At 66.0% G+C, this 19,526-nt stretch carries 21 protein-coding genes; 13 read left to right on the forward strand and 8 right to left on the reverse strand.

Going from position 1 to position 19,526, the window contains the following annotated elements; genetic code table 11:
* Positions 1-2: 2 nt before the first annotated feature.
* Positions 3-446 carry a DUF7528 family protein gene (locus tag BN984_RS12435; protein WP_008092878.1) on the reverse strand — a complete coding sequence of 148 codons (444 nt, stop codon included), beginning with the start codon at positions 444-446 and terminating at the stop codon, positions 3-5.
* A gap of 184 nt (positions 447-630) precedes the next feature.
* Positions 631-1,791 (reverse strand): LEA type 2 family protein, encoded by a 1,161-nt coding sequence (locus BN984_RS12440; protein WP_049968355.1) that lies wholly within the window; start codon positions 1,789-1,791, stop codon positions 631-633.
* A 154-nt stretch (positions 1,792-1,945) separates the two neighbouring features.
* On the opposite strand from BN984_RS12440, the gene BN984_RS12445 reads away from it, so the two are divergent.
* From BN984_RS12445 to BN984_RS12460, 4 genes are all read left to right on the forward strand, one after another.
* On the forward strand, positions 1,946-2,128 hold the full coding sequence (locus tag BN984_RS12445) for a DUF7525 family protein (RefSeq protein ID WP_004043756.1): 183 nt from the start codon (positions 1,946-1,948) through the stop codon (positions 2,126-2,128).
* A 61-nt stretch (positions 2,129-2,189) separates the two neighbouring features.
* A complete protein-coding gene (locus BN984_RS12450; protein WP_004043755.1) occupies positions 2,190-2,414 on the forward strand; it encodes a DUF7123 family protein in 225 nt (74 codons plus the stop codon).
* Between the two features lie 43 nt (positions 2,415-2,457).
* A complete protein-coding gene (locus tag BN984_RS12455; protein ID WP_049968356.1) occupies positions 2,458-2,889 on the forward strand; it encodes an SRPBCC family protein in 432 nt (143 codons plus the stop codon).
* Positions 2,890-3,316: 427 nt separating this feature from the next.
* Positions 3,317-3,634: a DUF7526 family protein gene (locus tag BN984_RS12460; protein WP_008092884.1), complete on the forward strand. Its 318-nt coding sequence runs from the start codon at positions 3,317-3,319 to the stop codon at positions 3,632-3,634.
* A 53-nt stretch (positions 3,635-3,687) separates the two neighbouring features.
* On the opposite strand, the gene BN984_RS12465 is transcribed toward BN984_RS12460, so the two are convergent.
* Positions 3,688-5,214, reverse strand: coding sequence for an aldehyde dehydrogenase family protein (locus BN984_RS12465; protein ID WP_008092885.1), 1,527 nt, complete (start codon positions 5,212-5,214; stop codon positions 3,688-3,690).
* Between the two features lie 132 nt (positions 5,215-5,346).
* On the opposite strand from BN984_RS12465, the gene BN984_RS12470 reads away from it, so the two are divergent.
* Positions 5,347-6,066, forward strand: coding sequence for a helix-turn-helix domain-containing protein (locus tag BN984_RS12470; RefSeq protein WP_004977390.1), 720 nt, complete (start codon positions 5,347-5,349; stop codon positions 6,064-6,066).
* Between the two features lie 15 nt (positions 6,067-6,081).
* Here the strand turns inward: BN984_RS12470 and BN984_RS12475 are convergent, their stop codons facing one another.
* A complete protein-coding gene (locus BN984_RS12475) occupies positions 6,082-6,921 on the reverse strand; it encodes a proline dehydrogenase family protein (protein WP_008092886.1) in 840 nt (279 codons plus the stop codon).
* A gap of 180 nt (positions 6,922-7,101) precedes the next feature.
* Here BN984_RS12475 and BN984_RS12480 point away from each other — a divergent pair, with 180 nt between their 5' ends.
* From BN984_RS12480 to BN984_RS12505, 6 genes are all read left to right on the forward strand, one after another.
* Entirely contained in the window at positions 7,102-8,409 is a 1,308-nt protein-coding gene (locus tag BN984_RS12480; RefSeq protein WP_049968622.1) for an ABC transporter substrate-binding protein, read from the forward strand.
* A 52-nt stretch (positions 8,410-8,461) separates the two neighbouring features.
* Positions 8,462-9,403: a branched-chain amino acid ABC transporter permease gene (locus tag BN984_RS12485; protein ID WP_004977385.1), complete on the forward strand. Its 942-nt coding sequence runs from the start codon at positions 8,462-8,464 to the stop codon at positions 9,401-9,403.
* A complete protein-coding gene (locus BN984_RS12490) occupies positions 9,400-10,524 on the forward strand; it encodes a branched-chain amino acid ABC transporter permease (RefSeq protein ID WP_049968357.1) in 1,125 nt (374 codons plus the stop codon). The genes BN984_RS12485 and BN984_RS12490 overlap by 4 nt, the downstream gene beginning before the upstream one ends.
* Positions 10,521-11,327, forward strand: coding sequence for an ABC transporter ATP-binding protein (locus BN984_RS12495; protein WP_049968358.1), 807 nt, complete (start codon positions 10,521-10,523; stop codon positions 11,325-11,327). The genes BN984_RS12490 and BN984_RS12495 overlap by 4 nt, the downstream gene beginning before the upstream one ends.
* A complete protein-coding gene (locus BN984_RS12500) occupies positions 11,324-12,061 on the forward strand; it encodes an ABC transporter ATP-binding protein (RefSeq protein ID WP_008092893.1) in 738 nt (245 codons plus the stop codon). Before BN984_RS12495 ends, BN984_RS12500 begins: the two co-directional genes overlap by 4 nt.
* Before the next feature lie 154 nt (positions 12,062-12,215).
* Positions 12,216-12,767 carry a cupredoxin domain-containing protein gene (locus BN984_RS12505; protein WP_008092895.1) on the forward strand — a complete coding sequence of 184 codons (552 nt, stop codon included), beginning with the start codon at positions 12,216-12,218 and terminating at the stop codon, positions 12,765-12,767.
* 36 nt (positions 12,768-12,803) lie between these two features.
* Here the strand turns inward: BN984_RS12505 and BN984_RS12510 are convergent, their stop codons facing one another.
* Positions 12,804-13,601 (reverse strand): RIO1 family regulatory kinase/ATPase domain-containing protein, encoded by a 798-nt coding sequence (locus BN984_RS12510; protein WP_008092896.1) that lies wholly within the window; start codon positions 13,599-13,601, stop codon positions 12,804-12,806.
* A gap of 39 nt (positions 13,602-13,640) precedes the next feature.
* Complete coding sequence (locus BN984_RS12515) at positions 13,641-14,078, reverse strand: universal stress protein (RefSeq protein WP_008092897.1); 438 nt, start codon at positions 14,076-14,078, stop codon at positions 13,641-13,643.
* Positions 14,079-14,258: 180 nt separating this feature from the next.
* On the opposite strand from BN984_RS12515, the gene BN984_RS12520 reads away from it, so the two are divergent.
* On the forward strand, positions 14,259-15,401 hold the full coding sequence (locus BN984_RS12520) for an acyl-CoA dehydrogenase family protein (RefSeq protein ID WP_049968359.1): 1,143 nt from the start codon (positions 14,259-14,261) through the stop codon (positions 15,399-15,401).
* A 24-nt stretch (positions 15,402-15,425) separates the two neighbouring features.
* On the opposite strand, the gene BN984_RS12525 is transcribed toward BN984_RS12520, so the two are convergent.
* A complete protein-coding gene (locus tag BN984_RS12525) occupies positions 15,426-15,881 on the reverse strand; it encodes a FlaD/FlaE family flagellar protein (RefSeq protein WP_008092899.1) in 456 nt (151 codons plus the stop codon).
* Between the two features lie 325 nt (positions 15,882-16,206).
* Here BN984_RS12525 and BN984_RS12530 point away from each other — a divergent pair, with 325 nt between their 5' ends.
* The gene (locus BN984_RS12530; protein WP_008092900.1) at positions 16,207-18,333 is read left to right on the forward strand and encodes a histidine kinase N-terminal 7TM domain-containing protein; all 2,127 of its coding nucleotides are present in this window, start codon (positions 16,207-16,209) and stop codon (positions 18,331-18,333) included.
* A 56-nt stretch (positions 18,334-18,389) separates the two neighbouring features.
* On the opposite strand, the gene BN984_RS12535 is transcribed toward BN984_RS12530, so the two are convergent.
* Positions 18,390-19,469: a hypothetical protein gene (locus BN984_RS12535; protein WP_008092902.1), complete on the reverse strand. Its 1,080-nt coding sequence runs from the start codon at positions 19,467-19,469 to the stop codon at positions 18,390-18,392.
* Positions 19,470-19,526: the final 57 nt, after the last annotated feature.

Consider the following 19,526-nt stretch of genomic DNA (forward strand, 5'->3'; position numbering starts at 1 on the left):
GCTCAGTCGGCGATGACTTCCATCGCGTCGTTGTTCTCGGTCTCGGACGACTCTTTTTCGCCCGTCAGCGGGTTGCGACTGGCGATGCGGCAGTCGAACGCCGGATGCTCGCCGAAGTGCCGGAGTATCATGTGACGCCGCGACCCCGTGATGCCGGTTCGACCGATGTCCTCGGCCGTAAAGCGCTCGGGCAGGCGGTCGTACAGCCGACGCAGTTCGTCGAAACTGGTGAACACCTTCGCGTTGCCAGTGGAGTCCGCGCCGCGGCGGGAGACGACGTAACTGCCGTCCCGACGGTACTCGCCGGCCGTGCGGAAGAACTCTCGTTTCTCGGTCAGCGCCGAGCCGATAGCCTCCTGCAGGTCGGCGGCGGCGTCTCGGGACAGTTCACAGGACTGGTCGCCAAAGGAGACGACGATGGTTTCGTCGTCGCTCTCGACGGACACAGGGTTCTCATTACGGGAGAAGAACTCGATCAGGAGCGTGGGTACTCCGTGTCATATCATCGAATATCTCGTCCGACGGTAAAGGGTTGTCGGCTAAGTCAGGAATCACCGAAGATTTCTCGGCGAATCGGGACGGTCGAACGACGGTCCGACTTCGCGTCCGCCGCGGGGCGGAACGCGACCGCTACAGGAGGCCGTCGTCCGTCGTGGTGGTCCCGCCGTCCGACGTGGTGGTCTCGTCGTCCGTCGTGGTCGTTGTCGTCTCGGTTGTCGTTGCCGCCGTCGCGGTGTCCGTCGAAGTCTCAGTTGTAGTCGCGGTCGAGGTGGTCGCGGTTTCCGTGGTCGTCTCGGTCGCCGTGGTCGTCTCAGTCGCCGTCTCGTTCCCCGCCGACGCCGCCTTGTTCCCGAAGATGTCCGTCTCGAACGTCTTCTCGTAGGTCAGCGGGTCGAGCGGGACGCGGAGGGTCGTGCCGCCGGCGTCGAGGTTCGCGTAGAAGTCGATGCGCAGGTCGGTCGTCTGGTCGCGTTCGAGGTGCGAGACCCACCACTCGTCGAGTTTGTCGTTTTGGATGTAGGTCGTCGCCTCGATGGTCTCCGTCGACTGCGGGGAGATGACGTACTCGGAGTTCGTCGTCCCCTCGCCCACGTCCACGTCGTTCATGGAGATGTCGTAGCCGAGTTCGGAGACCGCAATCGGGTACGGCTTGGGGTTGTGGACGACGAACGTGAGTTCGAGCGCCGTGCGCTCGCTCGTGGACTCGCCCCACTCGGCGCTCGTCTCGTTGACGTACAACACGGGGTCCGAGACGACCGGCGAGTCCGCGTCTATCTCGCGAGTCTCCGTGGAGTTGAACGCCGACAGCAGGTCGGTGTCGATGCTCCGAGTTATCTCGGGCGCTTTGAAGGTCTGTCCCAGCGTCTCCGAGGAGACGTTGGCGTCCACGACGAGGTCCGTGTGCTCGCCGTTCTGGATGTGCGAGACCCACCACTCGGGGATGCGCTCGTTTTCGAGGGTCGTCCGGAGCGGGACCGCCGAGGTCCCCCGCCCGATAGCGACGCCTTCCTTCTCGCCCGTCGCCATCCGAATCCCGTTCATCTCGACGCCGTAGTCGACTTCGAGGCCCGAGAGGTTCGCGGACAGCGGGTTGGGGTTCGAGACGAACAGGTCGGTCTCGATGACCGTCTCCGTGGAGTTGACCCCGGCGAACCGGTTGTCGACCCGGTCGACGCTCGGCGCGCCGATGACGCCGGTCGCGTACGCCCCGCCGACGCCGGCCGCGACGAGCACCAGCGCGACGAGTGCGATACGGAGTTTTCCGCCGAACAACGCGGATGTCAGTCCCATCGTTGTGGACACACGAGACTAGTGGTACATATGTCGAACGGCCGAGCGCGGGGTCGGTCCGTGGGACCGCACCGCACGCCTCGCGCCCGCGTCACGCCGCCCCACGACAGGCGGTGTCGAATGAACTAAGTGCGCACCCGCGAAGGTCGGAAACATGGAAACCAAGACGGTGCAATCCGACAAGTCCATCGGCTTTGCGGCGTTGTTCGGCGTGCTCACGCTCGTCGGCGCAGGGCTGATGGTCGCCGGACCGGACCAGTTGACGAAGGCGCTCGGATTCATGGTAGCGATTATCGCGGCCTCGCTGGCCGTCTGCGGTGCGCATCTGTTCCAGTAGCTATCAACGTTGAGGAACACGGGTAACCGTTAATAACGCCCATTCCCTAGACGGCCCGAGGATGACTGAGTACACCGACGAGGAACAACGCATTCTCGCCTACCTCCGCGACAGCGTCAGCCGTGGAGAGGGCTACTTCCGGGCGAAGAACATCGCCGAAGCCATCGGTCTCACCGCGAAGCAGGTCGGGTCCCGTCTGCCGCGGCTGGCCGAGAAGTCCGAGGACGTCGAAATCGAGAAGTGGGGACGTGCCCGCTCGACGACGTGGCGCGTCACCCGAAGCTGAGGCGATTCCACGGCTTTTTACTGTGGAGGTGTGATGGTATCCCATGACCGTCCGCGTGAAACGAACCTTCGAGTTCGACGCTCCCGGCGAGCGCGTCTGGGAGTTTATCGCCGACCCGGCCAAGCGAGCGGGGGCTATCAGCGTCGTCGACCGCTTCGACGTGGCCGACGACGGCCGCCACGCGACGTGGTACCTCGAACTGCCGATTCCGCTCATCCGCTCGACGGTGACCGTCGAGACCGAAGACATCGAAGTCGACGAGCCGACGCACGTCAAGTTCGTCGGCAAGTCGCGGGTGATGCGGGTGACGGGCGAACACACCATCGAAGAGCACGACGGCGGCAGCCGCCTCGTCAACGAGTTCATCGTCGACGGCCGGCTGCCGGGTGTCGAGGCGTTCTTCGAGCGCAACCTCGACCGCGAACTCGACAACCTCGAATCGGCGCTCCGGCGCGAGTTCGAAGCGACCGCCTGAGGCCGGAGACGACCGCTCATTCACGGTGAGTCCGGAGCGACGAACCGCGGGAACCGTGCGCTCACGGGGCGTGGGAACCCGTGTTGCGGAGGGTTTATACATCGCGGCTTCTAAGCGAAAATCGCCGACGCAATAGGCGCTTTTCTCGCCAGTCGTCGGCGACTCCACATCCGCCGCACCCGCCGCAACGTTTCGGGGTCCGTTGCGGCATCCGAAACGACGTGGCCACGTCGTTTCACGCCCCCAAGCCCGGTGGGGGCACTCCCCTCGTCTCACTTCGCCAACTGGTGACACGAGATTCGGTGGGAGGCGAATTCGCCTCCGCCTTTTGACGACCGCTTCGCTCCGAGCCACGGCGCCGTCGGTCGCCGATACCGGTCGCGTCTCGGAGCGCACGCTTCTTTCCTCCGGGGACCGTTGAGACACCATGACCGAGACGATTCGAGGCGACGTGCTGCACGCCATCCCGCCGGACGAACTCGACGAAGAGGACCTGTCGCCGGAACTCCGGGCGCTGGCCGACTCGCGCCACGTGCTCGTCGTCCGGAAGGGCGGTCACCCCTCGATACTCGACCTCATCTGGGCGTTCGTCCGCCGCGACCCCATCGAAGCGGTGACCGTCGTGACCGACCGCCCGGCCCAGGAGGACGAGGAGGTGACGCTGACCGTCGAGGAGACGGACATGCCCGGCGTCTACGTTACGGCGGCCGCTCGCGGTGCGGAAGAGTCTGCGGACGACGGGTGAAACGACGGAACGAAAACGTGGGACAGATGCGGGGCCGCGGCGGGTGACCGACCTTACTCGTCTTCTTTGGTCTTGATGTCCGCGGAGAGGCCCTGCGCCATGCGAATCTCCTTGGAGTTGTTGAGCGTCCACGCGGTGCGCTCGGTGACGGCCTCGATGATTTCGCGGGCCGAGGGGTAGCCGTTTCCGGACTTCTTCACGCCGCCGAACGGGAGGTGGACCTCCGCGCCGATACACGGGAGGTTCCCGTAGGCGAGGCCGACCTCGGCGTGGTCGCGGAAGTAGTTAATCTGGCGGTAGTCCTCGGAGATGACGGCACCGGCGAGACCGTAGTCGGTGTCGTTCTGAATCTCCACGGCGTCTTCGATGTCACCGGAGTACTTGAGCAAGGCGACGTGGGGGCCGAAGACCTCCTCGTGGGTGCAACGAAGGTCGTCGTGGGGGTCGGCCTCGTAGACGAACGGCCCGACCCAGTGGCCCTCCTCGTGGCCCTCGGGAATCTCGTCGGCGTCGAGTTCGGTGCGGTCGACGAGGACGTTCACGCCCTCCTTCTCCGCGAGTTCGTTGTACTTCGTGACCTTCTCCTTGTGGCCCTCCTCGATGAGAGGGCCCATGAAGGTGTCCTCGCGGAGCGGGTCGCCGACGGAGACGTTCTTCGCATTCTCGACGAAGCGTTCCTTGAACTCGTCGTACACCTCCTCGTGGACGACGATGCGCTCGGAAGAGACACAGCGCTGGCCGGTGGTCTTGAACGACGACATCGTCGCGGAGTGGACTGCGATGTCGAGGTCCGCCTTCTCCGTGATGACGATGTTGTTCTTGCCGCCCATCTCACACGCGGCGAGTTTTCCAGGGTGTTGGGCCACCTTGCTCGCGACCTCGTGGCCGACCTCGGCGGAGCCCGTGAACAATACGGAGTCGACGCGCTCGTCGTCGACGATGGTCGCGCCGGCGTCGCCGAAGCCCTGCACCATGTTGAACACGCCGTCGGGGATGCCGGCGTCTTCGAACATCTCGGCGATAATCTGACCGCACCACGGCGTCTGCTCGGCGGGCTTCCAGACGACGGTGTTGCCCTCGACGAGCGCGACGGCCATGTGCCAGAAGGGGATGGCGACGGGGAAGTTCCACGGGGTGATACAGCCGACGACGCCGCGGGGTTTGCGGCGCATGTAGGCGTCCTTCGCGGGAATCTCGGAGGGAATCACGTCGCCTTTGGGGTGGCGGGCGTCGCCCGCGGCCCACTCGACCATGTGGTACGCCTCGATGACGTCGGCGCGGCCCTCGGAAATCTCCTTCCCGCACTCTTTGGTGACGACCTCCGCGAGCTCTTCGGTGCGGTCGCGCAGTTCGTGGTAGATGTCCCAGAGGTACTCCGCGCGGTCGATGTGCGAGAGTTCGCGCCACTCCTCGTACGCCTCGTCGGCCGCGGCCGCCGCGGCGTCGATGTCCTCGGGCGTCCCTCGTCGGAACGTCCCCAGCGACTCGCCCGTCGCGGGGTTCGTGCTTTCGAACGTCTCGTCGCCGGTTCCGTCCGTCCACTCGCCGTCGATATAGTGTCGATATTCGTCCTGCGCCATATGACTCTAGAGTCACAACTAGGATTAATAACCCCGGACCCTCCCATGGAAGGGACGCGCCCGAGTCGACGCGTCAACCCGCCCCCGAGTGACCACAGACAACATCTTACGTAGCGGCGTATTACCCGGTGTATGAGCGAGCGCACGTCAGGTGAAGGCACGCGCCTCACGCTCGACCTGTGGCATCCGAACTGCTGGGCGATAGAATCGACGAGCGAGTACGACGGCGGCATCCTCGCACACGCCATCTACGACGCCCCCACCGCGGGCGTCGAGCGGTCGAACGGCCTGTTCACCGCCTACGGCGAGTCGCTCGACGAGGTCGAAACGCTCCTCGACGTTATCGCCGACTCGGACCTCACCGGCGAAGTGTTGGAACTGCAAGAGCGGTTCGACTCCCGCGGGAAGCACGTCGCGCCCGGCCCGGTCGCCCGCGAGTTCTTCTTGGAGTACGACCCGAGCGACATGATGTGTCCGCAGTTGCTCAAGCAGGGCTTCGTCCACAGCGCCCCCACGCAGATAGAAAACGGCCGAGAGCGGTGGGAAGTCTGGTTCGCGGGCGCGCGCGAGGAGATACAGCCGCGCATCGAGACCGTCATGGACGAGACCGGAGCCGAGATTCGCGTCGCCTCCATCTCCACGTCCGAGGGCGCGGAACCGGAGCGCAGTCGGCGGCTCGACACGCTCACCCGGAGTCAGCGGCAGGCGTTCGAACTCGCGCGCGAGGAAGGCTACTACCGCTGGCCCCGCGAGGTTTCCACCCGCGAACTCGCCGCCGAGATGGACATCTCGAAGACGACGCTGCTCGAACACCTCCGAAAGGCGGAATCGAAACTGCTCGACCCGCAGTAGGTCGGACGCCCCGACTCAGATGCCGGCGACGGCGCGGAGCGCGAACAGCGCGTTCGACTTCCGCTCGCGGACGCGCCGGTAGAAGTAAGAGAACCACTTGTCCCCGTAGGGGACGTACTGCCACATCTCGATGTCGGCGTCCGCGAGGTCGCGCTGGCCGTCCTCGCGCACGCCCATGAGCATCTGTACCTCGTAGGGCGTCCCGTACTGCTCGTGGAGATGGCGAGCGTGCGCGATCATGTGCGGGTCGTGACTGCCGACCGCGACGCCGTCGTCGAACTCGGTGAACATGTACTCGAGGAGTTCTTCGTACACCTCGTCCACCTTCGACTTCTCCTTGTACGCGATGGACGCGGGCTCGTTGTACGCGCCCTTGACGAGGCGGACCTTCCCCGGCACGTCGGCGAGGCGTTCGAGGTCGTCGCGCGTGCGCTTGAGGTTCGCCTGCACGCAGACGCCGACGTTCCCGCCCGTCCGGTGGCCCAAGTCGTCGACGGCGTCGAGGGTGACGTCGGTCGTCTCGTGGTCCTCCATGTCGACCCAGACGAACACGCCCTCGGCGTCCGCGGCGTCGACGATGCGGTCGAGGTTCTCCCGGAACGCGTGGTCGCCGATATCGAGGCCGATTTGCGAGGGTTTCACCGAGACACAGCCGTCGAGGTTCGTCGCGCCGAGTTGGCGGACGAGGTCGACGTACGCGTCGGCGTCGGCGTCGGCGTCGGCCCGGTCGGTGTAGTGCTCGCCGAGCAGGTTCAGTATCCCCGCGATGCCGTCGCGGTTCAGGGACTCGACGTGCGAGACCGCCCCGTCGGACGTCTCACCCGCCACGAAGTTGTTCGCGATGGGGGGTATCATGGCCGGCTATTGTGAGACACGTACCCTAAAGAGAGACCCTACCAAATCATTCTGAAAAATATTAGTGAAATAAAGAGCGGATACTCGTTTCGTCCGGCGGGTTTCGGACTCCCGACCATGGACGGTTACAGGTATATTTACGATAACTGGAGAGCATAGTTTGTTATGTCACCACACGACATGGACCGCAGAACGCTGCTGAAGCTGTCGGGACTCTCACTTGTCGGAGCGACCGCCGGCTGTCTCGAAGGCGAAGACGAGAACACGACCACGGCCACGACGACTGAGGAAAGTGGCGGTGGCGGCGGCGAGGAGACCACGACCACCGAAGAGAGCGGCGGTGGCGAGTCGTCGTACACCATCGGCATGGTCGATTCGCTCACCGGGTCGCTCGCGCCCTACGGCGAGCGCAACACCCGCGGTCGCGAACTCGCGCTCGCCGCGATCAACGATGTCGGCATCGGCTCCGAGGGTGGGTCGCTGAGAATCTCCGTTGAGGACGACGAGAGTACGAACCAGGGCGGGGTCAACGGCGCGCAGAAGCTCGTCAACCAAGACGGCGTGCCGCTCCTCATCGGCTCCGTCGGCTCGGGCGTCTCCATCGCCATCCACGACAGCGTCACCAACGACGCCGGCGTCGTCCAGATCAGCCAGAACAGCACGAGCCCCGAACTCACGTCGCGGCCGGAACTGCTCCGCATGAGTCCCTCGGGGGCGGCGAAGGGGCAGGCGCTCGCCAGCCTCGTCAGCGACGACGGCCACGACACCGTCGCCATCACGTGGATCAACAACGACTACGGGACGGGCCTCTCGGACGTGTTCGCCGAGACGTTCGAGTCCGAACTCGGCGGCACCGTCGCCTACAACGAACCCCACGACCAGGGTCAGTCGTCGTACAGCGGCATCCTCACCGAGATGGCCTCGACGGACGCCTCGGCGTGGATTTTCCTCACCTACGCGAACGAGTACACCGTCATGGTCAACGAGGGGTTCGACCAGGGTTACAACACGACCGTCGACTACTACGGCGCGGAGTCCACGGTCGCCGACTCCATCATCGAGAACACGGCCCCGGGCAGCATGGACGGTATGAAAGGTATCACCGAGAGCGCCCCGCAGGACCAGGAGAACTACCAGAACTTCGTCTCCGCGTTCGAAGAGAACTACGACGCGACGCCGACGGTCTGGTCGGCCTACGCCTACGACGCCGTCACGGTGGCGGCGCTCGCCATCGAGGCTGCCGACGAGTTCTCCGGCGAGGCGCTTTCGTCGGTCGTCCGCGACGTGACCCGCCCCGAGGGCGAGGAGGTCTTCAACTTCGAGGAGGCCGCGGCCGTCCTGCGCGACGGCGGCTCGCCGAGCGACATCAACTATCAGGGCGTCAGCGGTCCGGTCGACCTCGACGAGAACGGCGATCCGCCGGGCTACTACCAGATTTACAGCGTCCAGGACCACGAGTACGTCTTCGGCGACTACATCACGAGCTAATCATGCACGCACGGAACGGACGCCGAACGACCCTTAGGGGGGCCACCGAGCCGTGATACCGCTCCAAGTCAGCCCCTTCCAGTACGTCGCAAACGGCGTGGTGTTTTCGAGCATCATCGTCCTCGCGGCCATCGGGCTGTCGCTCGTCTACAGCATCGCGGACTTCGCGAACTTCGCCCACGGCGACCTCATGACCGTGGGGGCGTTCTCCGCGCTGTTCTCGGTCGGCTTCCTCCGACCGATGCTGGGCGACGCGGGCGTGTTCGGCCTGCCGCTTTGGTTCTTCCTCGCGCTCGCGTTCGGTATGGGCGCGGCGGCGGTCATCTCCGTCATCACCGACCGCGTCGTCTACCAACCGGTGAAGGGGTCCGACTCCATCGGCCTGCTCATCTCCAGTATCGGGGTCGCGCTCGTCTATCGCGCGCTCGTGTTCCTGTCGTTCGGAACCGAGCCGGAGCGCTACGGCGTGCCCAGACAGGGACCGATACCGTGGGTCCGTGAGACGCTCGGCATCGCGGTCACGCCGCGCAACCTCGTCGTCGTGATGCTCACTGTCGTCCTCGTGACGGCGCTGCACCTGACGCTGACGCGGACGACCCTCGGCCGGAAGATGCGCGCGACCGCCGACAACGCGGACCTCGCGCGCGTCAGCGGGATTCGGACGAGAGAGGTCATCTTCGCCATGTGGCTCATCGGCGGCGCGCTCGCCGCGGCCGGCGGCGTCTTCCTCGGGTTAGAGGAACTCGTCCGCCCGCGCATGGGCTTCGACATCCTGCTTATCATCTTCGCCGCCGTCATCCTCGGCGGCATCGGCTCCGTCTACGGCGCGATGCTCGGCGGCCTCGTCATCGGGATGGTCCACGAACTGGTTCCGCTTTTCAACCAGTGGGGAATCATCCCGGTCGGCTCGCGGTACGCCGCGGCCGTCGCGTTCGTCATCATGGTCGCCATCCTGCTCGTTCGCCCGAGCGGAATCGCGGGTGATAGCGGATGAGCGCCGTGTCCTCGTGGGTGAGCGAGACGCTCGTCCGCGACGTGACCGAGCGGCGCATCTTCGCGACGCTCGGACTCATCACGGTGCTGCTCGTCGTCGGCGTCCTCACCGGCGTCATCGGGCCGCGGTTCCTCCTGTTCCAAATCGCGCTCGTCGGGATGTACGCCCTGCTCTCGCTCGGACTCAACGTCCAGTGGGGCTACGCCGGGCTTATCAACTTCTCCGTCGCGGCGTTTTGGGGCATCGGAGCCTACTGCGCCGCGCTGTTGACCGCGCCGAACTCCCCGCTCGGACTCGGACTTCACCCGGTGTTCGGGTTCCTCGCGGCCATCGTCGTGAGCGCGTTCGTCGCGGTGCTCATCGGCATCCCGACGCTCCGCCTGCGCGAGGACTACCTCGCCATCGCCAGTCTCGGACTCGCCGAAGTCATCCGCGCCATCATCCTGAACGAGGACCAGTGGACCGCCGGGTCGAGCGGTATCAGCGGCATCCCGGAACTCCTGTCGTGGTTGCCGCTGACCGATGCCGCGACGACGGCCGCAGTGGTGGTCGTCCTCATCGCGGTCGTCTACCTGTTCCTCCGGCGCGTCCACCGGTCGCCGTGGGGCCGCGTCCTCCGGACCATCCGGTCCGACGAGGACCTCGCCAAGGCGCTCGGTAAAAACACCTACCAGTTCAAGATGCAGGCGTTCGTCATCGGCTCGGTCATCATGGCCGTCGCCGGGGCGTTCTACGCTCACTTGAACCTCTACATCGACCCCTCCGACCTCGTTCCCCTGACGACGTTCTACATCTGGATCGCCGTCATCCTCGGCGGGACCGGGTCGAACCGCGGGGCGGTCGTCGGCGCGGCCGTCGTCATCGCCATCCGCGAGGGGACCCGCTTCCTCAACGACATCGGGTTCATCCAGACGCTCGGCGTCGACCTGGCCCCGCTTCGACTGCTGTTCGTCGGCGGGCTCATCATCCTCATCATGCGCTTCCGGCAGGACGGGCTCCTTCCGCCGAAGGACGAACTCATCTGGCCGGCGGCGCGCGACGGGGGCGGTGCCGGCGGCGCGTCCACGTCGGGTGCTGCCCCGGACGGCGGCACCGCCTCGAACGGGGGTGACGACCGATGAACGACGACGCGTACGAGGGCGCGCGCCTCGGGAAGTCGGACGTCGTTCTGAAGACGACCGACCTGGAGAAGGCGTTCGGCGGCCTCGTCGCCACCGACGGCGTCTCCATCGAGGTCGACCGCGGGACCATCACGGGGATGATCGGGCCGAACGGCGCGGGGAAGTCCACGCTGTTCAACCTCATCTCCGGCTTCTACGAGAACGACGCCGGTCACGTCACCGTCAACGGCGAGGACGTGACCGACCTCGAACCGCACGAGCGCGCCCGAAAGGGGCTCGTTCGGACCTTCCAGACGCCCCGGCGGCTGGAGGGGATGTCCGTCCGCGAGGCGATGCTCGTCGGCCCCGGACCGCAGAAAGGCGAGTCCATCTTCTCGCTTTTCTTCTCCAGTTCCGACGTCACCGAAGAGGAACGAGCGAACATCGAACAGACGCGCGAGTTGCTCGAACGGTTCGAAATCGGGCACCTCATCGACCAGCCGTCGACCGACCTCTCCGGCGGGCAGATGAAGCTCGTCGAGCTGGCGCGGGCGTTCACGACGAACCCCGACATCCTGCTCTTGGACGAGCCGGTCGCCGGCGTCAATCCGACGCTCGCAAACGACATCAAGCGGTTCATCCGCGAACTCAACGAGGAGGGTCAGACCTTCCTCATCATCGAACACGACATGCCGTTTATCATGGACCTCGCAGACCCCATCATCGTTCTCGACCAAGGGAAGGTGCTCATGGAGGGCTCGCCGGACCAAGTCCGCTCTGACGACCGCGTCATCGAGGCGTACCTCGGAGGGGCCAGCCCATGACCAACCGCGCACTCGACGTCTCCGGCGTCGACAGCGGCTACGGCGAGGTGCAGGTCCTCCGCGACCTGTCGCTCCACCTCGAATCGGACGAAATCGTCTGCATCATCGGGCCGAACGGCGCGGGGAAGTCGACCGTCCTCAAGACGGTGTTCGGCCTCCTCAAGCCGTGGACCGGCTCGGTCGAACTCGGCGGACAGGACATCACCGGCGAGGAGCCGGAGGACCTCGTCCGCGTCGGGATGGGCTACGTCCCGCAGGTGGACAACGTCTTCTCGTCGCTCACCATCGACGAGAACCTCAAGATGGGCGGCGTCGCCCGCTCCGAGGGCCTGCAGGCCAGAATCGACGAGCTGTACGACCAGTTCTCGATTCTCGACGAGAAGCGCTCTGCGAAGGCGCGGACGCTCTCGGGCGGCCAGCGGCAGGTGCTCGCGTTCGCCCGCGCGCTCGTGATGGAGCCCGAAGTGCTCCTCATCGACGAGCCCTCGGCGGGCCTCGCGCCCAACATCGTCAAGTCGGTGTTCGAGGACGTAAAGAAGGTGAACGAACTCGGGACGGCGGTCCTGATGGTCGAGCAGAACGCCCGCGAGGGGCTCGGCATCTCCGACCGCGGCTACGTCCTCGACCAGGGGACCGTCGCCTACGAGGGCGACGCCGACGGCCTCCTCGACGACCCCGAAGTCTCGCGGCTCTACATGGGCGGCGCGGACTACGAGGGCGTCGAGGGCGAGTAGCCCGCGACTCGCGGGTGCGACGCACCCCGCGGCTTCGTCCATCCGTCACGGAACGCCGTGTTCCGCCTCGACCCCCGCCGCTCTCGGCGAGATGGGGTTCCAATCGGGCGGAATTTGGGACATCGCTTATTCTTCGGGTGGTCCGACCACCGGTATGCGACTCACGAGACGACGAGCCCTCGCCGCCGCGACCGCCGGACTCGGACTGCTCGCCGGCTGTACCGGTGGTGACGACGCTGGAGAGACGGACGACGAGACGGAGTCGACCGGGTCCGAGACTGGGACCACAACCGCGACGACGGCGTCTCCGGAGACGACCACGTCACCGGACACGACGGCGACGCCGACACCGACCGAGTCGCCAACGCCGACGAGCGAACCGGCGTCGGACGACGAGTCTGACCCGCTCGTCACCATGGAGAGCGTCGCCTTCTCGCCGATGCGGTTGTCGGTCGAGCCGGGGACGACGGTCGCGTGGGAGAACAGAGAGGCGCTTCAGCACAACGTCCGCGCGGCGAGTTTCGACGACGCGGCGACCGACTGGTCGTTTCAGTCCGGGACGGTCGGCCGCGACGGGCGGGTCACCTACCGGTTCGACGACTCCGGCGTCTACCAGTACGACTGTGGTATCCACGGCTCGAAGGCGATGTGCGGGGTCGTCGTGGTCGGCGACGCGAGCTACGACGGCACGCTCCCCTGCGAGTGAGTCGGAGGACGTCGAGACACGGGGAACCGGAGACAACTACGCCGCGTGCTTTTCTATCTCGCCTTTGAGCGCCGCGGCGTCGAAGTCGTGGTCGGGTCGGATGTTGACGAAGTCGAGGAAGTCGACGGCGTCCAAGAGCGCGTCCATACCGTAGGAGTCGAGCGCCGCGGCGACGGCTTTCTTGGGACCGACGAGCGGTTCGAGCGCCGCCAGCCCGCAGGCGAGGTCGTACGCGCGGGCGTCGCGCATCCCCTCGTCGTTGACGTTCGTCGCGTCGATGAAGTAGATGCCGTCCTCGCGGACGAGGACGTTCTCCGCCCGGAGGTCGCCGTGGGCGAGGTGGTTGTCGTGCATCTCCGCGAGCGCCGCGAACAACTCGGGGGCGAGCCGTTCGACCTCCTCCCGCGGGGCGGTGTCGAGGGTGTGGAAGTTCGGCAGGTATTCGAGGACGAGGACGCCGAGGCCGTCAACCTCGAACGCCTCGACCGGCGCGGGCGCTTGCAGGCCGATGTTCCGGAGTCGCTTCGTGGCTTCGAGTTCGTGTTCGGCCATCTCGAGCGGCGTCCCGAAGTGACCGAAGAAACCCTCCGTCCCGCTGGAGAACGCGCCGAGGTTCCGCCCGGTGGTGAAGACGGCGTGGACGAGCGAGTTCTGTTTGGAGATGACCTTCACGAACCACTCGTCGTCGACGACCATCGGGGTCGAAAGCCAGTTGTCCGCCTCGAGAAATCGGATGTGGAGGGTGTCGCGGTCGTACCGCCGGGCGAGTTCGCGGGCGACCGTCTCCAGACGCGGCCACCCGAGGCGGCCGCGGACGAGCCGACGGAGGTCCATGCACCCCCGTAAGACGAGGGGCGGCTTAACCTCGTGGGCCTACGCCGATTCCTGTCGGACTGTCAACACGGGCGCGTCGGAGCCGCGGACGACGCGCTCGGCGACGCTACCGATGAGATAGCGGTCGATGCCGCTTCGGCCGTGGGTGCCCATCACCACCAGGTCGATGTCCCGCTCGTCGGCGTGACGGATAATCTCGCTCGCGGGCGTGCCCTCGGTGACGGCGGTCTCGACCTCGACGCCGGCCTCGCGGGCCCTCTCGGCGACGCGGTCTAACACCTGTTCGCCGCTTTCGAGGAGCGCCTCTCGGACCCGTTCGAGCGAGAGCGCGGGTGCGGCGTAGCCGACCTCGCGCACGTCGGCGACGTAGAGTGCCACGAGCGTCGCGTCGTAGGTGCGGGCGTGCTCGATGGCGTGGTCCAAGGCGGCGTCCGCGCACTCGCTTCCGTCGGTCGGAAAGAGGATGTGGGAGTACATACGAGAATCTCGGACCGCGGCGCAAAAAGACCCGGACGCCTATTCCCACGCGGTGAGAGCGTTCGGGTCGGGGGCGGTCGGCCCGAAAGGGGTCGGACGGCCCCAGTTCGCCGCTCGCGCCGCCACAATTCTTCATGGTCGTTCGATTAGTTTATGTCCGGGACGGCGATAGTTTGTCGCATGGACTTCGACATCCCGGCCGAACACCGGATGATTCGCGACACCGTCCGCGAGTTCTGCGAGGAAGAAATCGCGCCCATCGCGCAGGACATCGAGGACGAACACCGGTTCCCCGCGGAGATATTCGACCAGTTGGCCGAGTTGGACGTGATGGGCGTCCCCATCGACGAGGAGTACGGTGGCCTCGGCGGCGACCAGTTGATGTACGCCCTCGTCGTGGAGGAACTCGGTCGCGTCTCGGGCGGTATCGGCCTGTCGTACGCCGCCCACGTCAGCCTCGCGTCGAAGCCCATCGAACTGTTCGGCACCGACGAGCAGAAAGAACGCTGGCTCACGCCGCTCGCGACCGGCGAGTACCTCGGCGGCTGGGCCCTGACCGAACCCGGTTCCGGGAGCGACGCCAGCGACATGGACACCGTCGCAGAGCGGGACGGCGACGGCTACGTCATCAACGGAACGAAGCAGTTCATCACGAACGCGAGCGTCGCCGGCTCCGTCCTCGTGAAGGCTGTCACGGACCCCGGCGCGGGCTACGACGGTATCTCGACGTTCATCGTCGACCCGGAGAACGACGACGGCTTCGAGGTGACGACCGAGTGGGACAAGATGGGCCTCAACTGCTCGCCGACCTGCGAGCTCTCCTTCGACGACTGCTGGGTACCGGAAGACCGACTCCTCGGCGAGGAGGGCGAGGGGTGGAAGCAGACGATGAAGACGCTCAACGGCGGCCGCATCTCCATCGCGGCGCTCTCGGTGGGGCTCGCCGAGGGCGCGTACGGTCACGCGAAATCGTACGCCCAAGAGCGCGAGCAGTTCGACCGACCGATTTCGAAGTTCGACGCCATCCGCGACAAACTCGTCTCGATGCACCGCAAGACCGAGCGGGCGCGACTGCTCACCCACAAGGCGGCGACGCGGTACGACGCCGGTGAGCGGGTCAGTCGAGAGTCCGCACTGGCGAAACTCGACGCCTCGGAGGCCGCCCGCGAAGTCGCCGAAGACGCGGTGCAGGTGCTCGGCGGCTACGGCTACACGACCGACTTCGCCCCCCAGCGGTTCTACCGCGACGCGAAGCTCATGGAAATCGGCGAGGGAACGAGCGAGATTCAACACCTCATCATCGGTCGCGAACTCGGACTCTAGGGACTCGTCGAAGCCGTCCTTTTCTCACTCCGAATCGGCCATCACCGACAGCCGGGCGACGTACGAGAAACTGCGGACGTGGTCCTCTTCGGTCGGCGCGTCCTCGAAGTCCGAGGGGACGGTAAAGGAGACGACGCGCTCGCGAATCGCGTCGTGGGGCCCGTCGCCGATCCAGCCGATATCGCGGTAGTACGACGCCATCTCCAGCGCGCCGCGGCCGCCCAATCGCTCGACGAGGTGAACGCACCACTCGAGGAGCACCCGCTCGGCCCGCGGCGTCCGCGGAATCTCGTCGAGAAACGGCTCACCGTCCGACGTGACCGCCGCGGTCGTCGCGAGGAGGCGCTCGTGGGCCACGTCGCTCCACGTCCGATTCGTCGGCGCGTCGACCCAGTCGAACGACCGGTCGCTGGTGTCCCGACGGGGCCCGGGTCCGCTCGGGGCTTCGGCGACGTTGGGACGACGTGACTCGCGCGGCATCTATCCCTGCGTGTGCATCCATCCGAATTAAGCGTTCGGGCGAACGTCCGAATATCGACATTTCTGCGACTCGCGCGAACCGTCAGCATTCCCTGTGATGTTATCTCTGATAATGTAACCGACCATTCGGTGAATGAGACCTTATTGAGGCGTAAGAGCCCCTCGAACCGGCCGCTTGTCTCTCAACCGGAACTAAGTATCAGCGTTGATAAAGAGGGCGAACCGCTTAAGTTCAGAAACGGATACACGTTTGATATCGCTCCGATGTGACACTCGTCGGAAAGAACAGTTCCAGAGGCTCACAGATGCGCACCACGACCAACTCATGACCAGCGTCGGGCAGTTCCCGTACGCGTACGCGCTGTTCGCCGCGGGCATCCTCGCGGGGGTCGTGACGCTCGTCGTCCTCGGTCGGTTCCGACTCTACTCTCGGCGGGTCCGCCTCCCGTTCGCGCTCCTGACGCTCTCCGGAAGTATCTGGGCCACCGCGTACGGCTTCGCCTTTCTCGCGACGACGCCGGGTGCCGAGTTGTTCTACGCGTATCTGGCGTGGGCCGGCGCGGCCGTGCTCCCCACGATATGGCTCATCTTCGCCCTCGTCTACGCCGGCGAGGACCAACTGCTCACCACCCAGATGGTCGGCTTCCTCGCCGTCGAGCCCGCCGTCGCAATCGCCCTCGCGCTGACGAACCACTCTCACGGACTCCTCGGGTCCTCGCTCGACCTCTGGGCGGCCACCGCACCGGACAACACCGGAGGAGCCGGTCTGCACCTTCTCGTCCCGCCCGGTCCGGAGCTCCTCTTCGTCGTCCACGTGATTTACGGCTCCGGCGTCGCCCTCACCGGGCTGACCGTCATCGGAAAGACGTACCTCCGGAGTTCGAGCATCCATCGACGACAGGCCGGGTTCCTCGTCGTCGCCGGTCTCATACCTCTCGCCGCACTCGCCGGTGAGTTCTTTTTCCCGATTCGAATCAACCCAGTTCCCCTCTCTATCGGCGTCAGCTCGGTCGTCGTGCTCTGGGCGCTCTTCAGACACCAGCTGTTCGACATCACACCCATCGCCCGCGACGCGATTCTCTCGGAGATGCGCGACGCAGTCGTCGTCCTCGACGAACAGGACCGAATCGTCGAATCGAACGGTGCCGCCTCGGAGCTACTAGAGCGGCCGGTCGACGAGTGCATCGGTGAGCCGGTCCTCGAAAGCGTTCGCGTTCCGGCCGAGGTCCGGACGGTTCTGGAGGGTCGAGACAGGGCTGAGGCGGTCGTCGAGGACGGAGGCACCTGCCGTTACTTCGAGGTCCGTTCCGAGGCGGTCGGCGACCAGACGCACGACCGCGCACTCTTGCTCGTCTTCTACGACGTGACGGAGCGCCGGCACACCGAAGAGGAGTTCCGCGCGCTCATCGAGAACTCCCGGGACGTCATCACCGTCCTCAACGAGGACGGCGAACGGACCTACACGAGCCCCTCGATGACCGAGGTGCTCGGCTATCAGACCGACGCGCTCGTCGGCGAGTCGGTGCTCGACCTCGTCCACCCCGAAGACAGAGACCGGGTCGCCGGCTGCCTCGACGAGGTGATAGCCGGCGACTCTCCCGTGCGCTCGGAGTTCAGAATCCGCCACAAGAACGGCGTGTGGCGGCGGTTCGAGACGGTCGGTGTGAACCTCCTCGACGACCCCGCCGTCGACGGCGTCGTGTTGAACTCGCGGGACGTGACCAGTCGCCATCGCTACGAACAGCGTCTCCGGGTGCTGAATCGCGTCCTTCGACACGACCTCAGAAACGACATGAACGTCATCCTCGGCCACGCGGACCTCCTCCTCGACGAGCGCATCCCCGCCGAGTCGAAAGACCACGCTCGAACGATAAAGCGGAAGGCGTCGTCGCTGGTCGAACTCGGCGAGCAGACTCGCCACATCGACACGACACTGACCCGCGGGTCGTCCGGAATCGAACCCGTCGAGGTCGTCGGGCGCATCGAGGCGCAGTTGGACGACATCGAGTCCGATTACCCCGAGGCCATCGTCCACCGGAGCCTCCCCGACGAGATGTGGGTCTCCGCGGACGACCTCATCGAATCGGCCATCAAACACCTCATCGACAACGCGCTCGAACACAACGACCGCGTCATTCCGGAAGTCGGCGTCACGGTCGAGCGAAGGGCGACCTCGACCGACTACGTGGAGATTCGAATCGCCGACAACGGGCCGGGCGTCCCCGACGCCGAGCTCTCCGTCCTCGAATCGGGGACCGAGACGCCGCTCCAACACATCAGCGGGCTCGGGCTCTGGTTGGTCCAGTGGATAATCGACCGCTCGAACGGTCGGCTCCGGTTCGCGGAGAACGACCCCAGGGGGACCGTCGCAATCGTCGGCCTCCGGAGCGCTGACCGAGCGGTCTCCGTCGGCGACGGCGGAACGGTTTCGACCGAGTCGGAGACGGACTGAGTTACGCAGCGACTGGGTGAGTCGAACAGAAAACGAGAGACCCGAGAGCCGAGCGTTCAGGCCGCGTCGCGGAGCCGTACCGCGAGTCTGTGTGCGCCCTCGGCCGCGGCGGTCACCGGGTCGTCGGGGACGACCACGTTCACCGGGCGGTCGAGCTCCGCGGCGAGACGCGCTTCGAGTTCCTCAACCAGTCCGGGAATGCACGCCATCCCGCCGGAGACGACGAGCGGGCGTGCGCGAGCGAGCTGATAGGTTTTCATGTGCGAGCTTGCCAGTCGCGAGAAGAAATCGCCGAGCTCGGCGACCACGTCGTCGAGATACTCGTCCAACGGCTCCATCACACCCCGTTCGACGGTGAACTCGTGTGCGCCCTCGTCCCCGCGTTCGACCGCGTCGGTGAAGGGGTCGAACCCGCCGAAGTCGGCGTGGGTCTCCTTGTACCCGCGGGCGGTGGCGGGGTCAATCGTCACTCGCCCGCCCGTCTCGGCTTCGACCGCCTCGGCGATGCGCCGGTCGACGCGGTCGCCGGACGCCTCCGCGGAGACGAACGGGAGCAACCGCTCTCCGCGTCGGTACGCGCACGCTTCGAGGTTCGTCGCACCGAGGTTGAGAGCGATGAAGACCTCGTCGACCGCCTCGATTCCGTCGCCGAGCGCCGGAATCGACGCGCACAGCGATTCGGGGAAGCCTCGCGCGAGCGCCTCACCGATGCCGCACTCGCCGACCGCGGTGCCGAAGTTCGCGAGACCGATATCGTCGTCGACGGTCGGCATCGCGTACACGACGGCGCTCTCGGCGGAGAGGTCGTGTCGCGCGCAGAGTTCGCGGACAAACCGCTCGAATGACTCGGCGTCGCGGGCGGTCGCCGGCACGCCCGAGCGGAGCATGAACTCGACTCGCTCGGAGGACTCCCGGACTGTCTCTCCGCCGTCGTGGACGCCCTCGTCGCCGGCGAGCGCGTCTTCGCCGTCGGTCAGGCACGAGGGGAGGTGAACCGTCCTCGCCGCGTCGCCGTCGTCGAAGGCGAGCGCCGTCCGGGCGCTCCCGAACTTGACGCCGACGGCCGTCGGCACGTCGGTCTCGTCGGACTCGGACGCCACACCAGCGTCGTTAGCGGCGGCTGCGTCGTTCGTCATGCGGTATCAACTCGGTTCGGACTCGGCGGGCGGGTGGTTCGCGCAGTCATGGTATAC

The sequence above is a fragment of the Haloferax prahovense genome (assembly GCF_000723845.1).
Classification (GTDB): Archaea; Halobacteriota; Halobacteria; order Halobacteriales; family Haloferacaceae; genus Haloferax; species Haloferax prahovense.

What these genes read in the sequence shown, in the direction of transcription:
- BN984_RS12460 (WP_008092884.1), top strand. Translation starts at nt 3,317, where the DNA reads ATGACCGAGACGATTCGAGGCGACGTGCTGCACGCCATCCCGCCGGAC.
- BN984_RS12525 (WP_008092899.1), bottom strand. Translation starts at nt 15,881, where the DNA reads ATGCCGCGCGAGTCACGTCGTCCCAACGTCGCCGAAGCCCCGAGCGGA.
- BN984_RS12530 (WP_008092900.1), top strand. Translation starts at nt 16,207, where the DNA reads ATGACCAGCGTCGGGCAGTTCCCGTACGCGTACGCGCTGTTCGCCGCG.
- BN984_RS12505 (WP_008092895.1), top strand. Translation starts at nt 12,216, where the DNA reads ATGCGACTCACGAGACGACGAGCCCTCGCCGCCGCGACCGCCGGACTC.
- BN984_RS12470 (WP_004977390.1), top strand. Translation starts at nt 5,347, where the DNA reads ATGAGCGAGCGCACGTCAGGTGAAGGCACGCGCCTCACGCTCGACCTG.
- BN984_RS12440 (WP_049968355.1), bottom strand. Translation starts at nt 1,791, where the DNA reads ATGGGACTGACATCCGCGTTGTTCGGCGGAAAACTCCGTATCGCACTC.
- BN984_RS12480 (WP_049968622.1), top strand. Translation starts at nt 7,102, where the DNA reads ATGGACCGCAGAACGCTGCTGAAGCTGTCGGGACTCTCACTTGTCGGA.
- BN984_RS12490 (WP_049968357.1), top strand. Translation starts at nt 9,400, where the DNA reads ATGAGCGCCGTGTCCTCGTGGGTGAGCGAGACGCTCGTCCGCGACGTG.
- BN984_RS12475 (WP_008092886.1), bottom strand. Translation starts at nt 6,921, where the DNA reads ATGATACCCCCCATCGCGAACAACTTCGTGGCGGGTGAGACGTCCGAC.
- BN984_RS12510 (WP_008092896.1), bottom strand. Translation starts at nt 13,601, where the DNA reads ATGGACCTCCGTCGGCTCGTCCGCGGCCGCCTCGGGTGGCCGCGTCTG.
- BN984_RS12455 (WP_049968356.1), top strand. Translation starts at nt 2,458, where the DNA reads ATGACCGTCCGCGTGAAACGAACCTTCGAGTTCGACGCTCCCGGCGAG.
- BN984_RS12520 (WP_049968359.1), top strand. Translation starts at nt 14,259, where the DNA reads ATGGACTTCGACATCCCGGCCGAACACCGGATGATTCGCGACACCGTC.
- BN984_RS12445 (WP_004043756.1), top strand. Translation starts at nt 1,946, where the DNA reads ATGGAAACCAAGACGGTGCAATCCGACAAGTCCATCGGCTTTGCGGCG.
- BN984_RS12465 (WP_008092885.1), bottom strand. Translation starts at nt 5,214, where the DNA reads ATGGCGCAGGACGAATATCGACACTATATCGACGGCGAGTGGACGGAC.
- BN984_RS12450 (WP_004043755.1), top strand. Translation starts at nt 2,190, where the DNA reads ATGACTGAGTACACCGACGAGGAACAACGCATTCTCGCCTACCTCCGC.
- BN984_RS12500 (WP_008092893.1), top strand. Translation starts at nt 11,324, where the DNA reads ATGACCAACCGCGCACTCGACGTCTCCGGCGTCGACAGCGGCTACGGC.
- BN984_RS12495 (WP_049968358.1), top strand. Translation starts at nt 10,521, where the DNA reads ATGAACGACGACGCGTACGAGGGCGCGCGCCTCGGGAAGTCGGACGTC.
- BN984_RS12535 (WP_008092902.1), bottom strand. Translation starts at nt 19,469, where the DNA reads ATGACGAACGACGCAGCCGCCGCTAACGACGCTGGTGTGGCGTCCGAG.
- BN984_RS12515 (WP_008092897.1), bottom strand. Translation starts at nt 14,078, where the DNA reads ATGTACTCCCACATCCTCTTTCCGACCGACGGAAGCGAGTGCGCGGAC.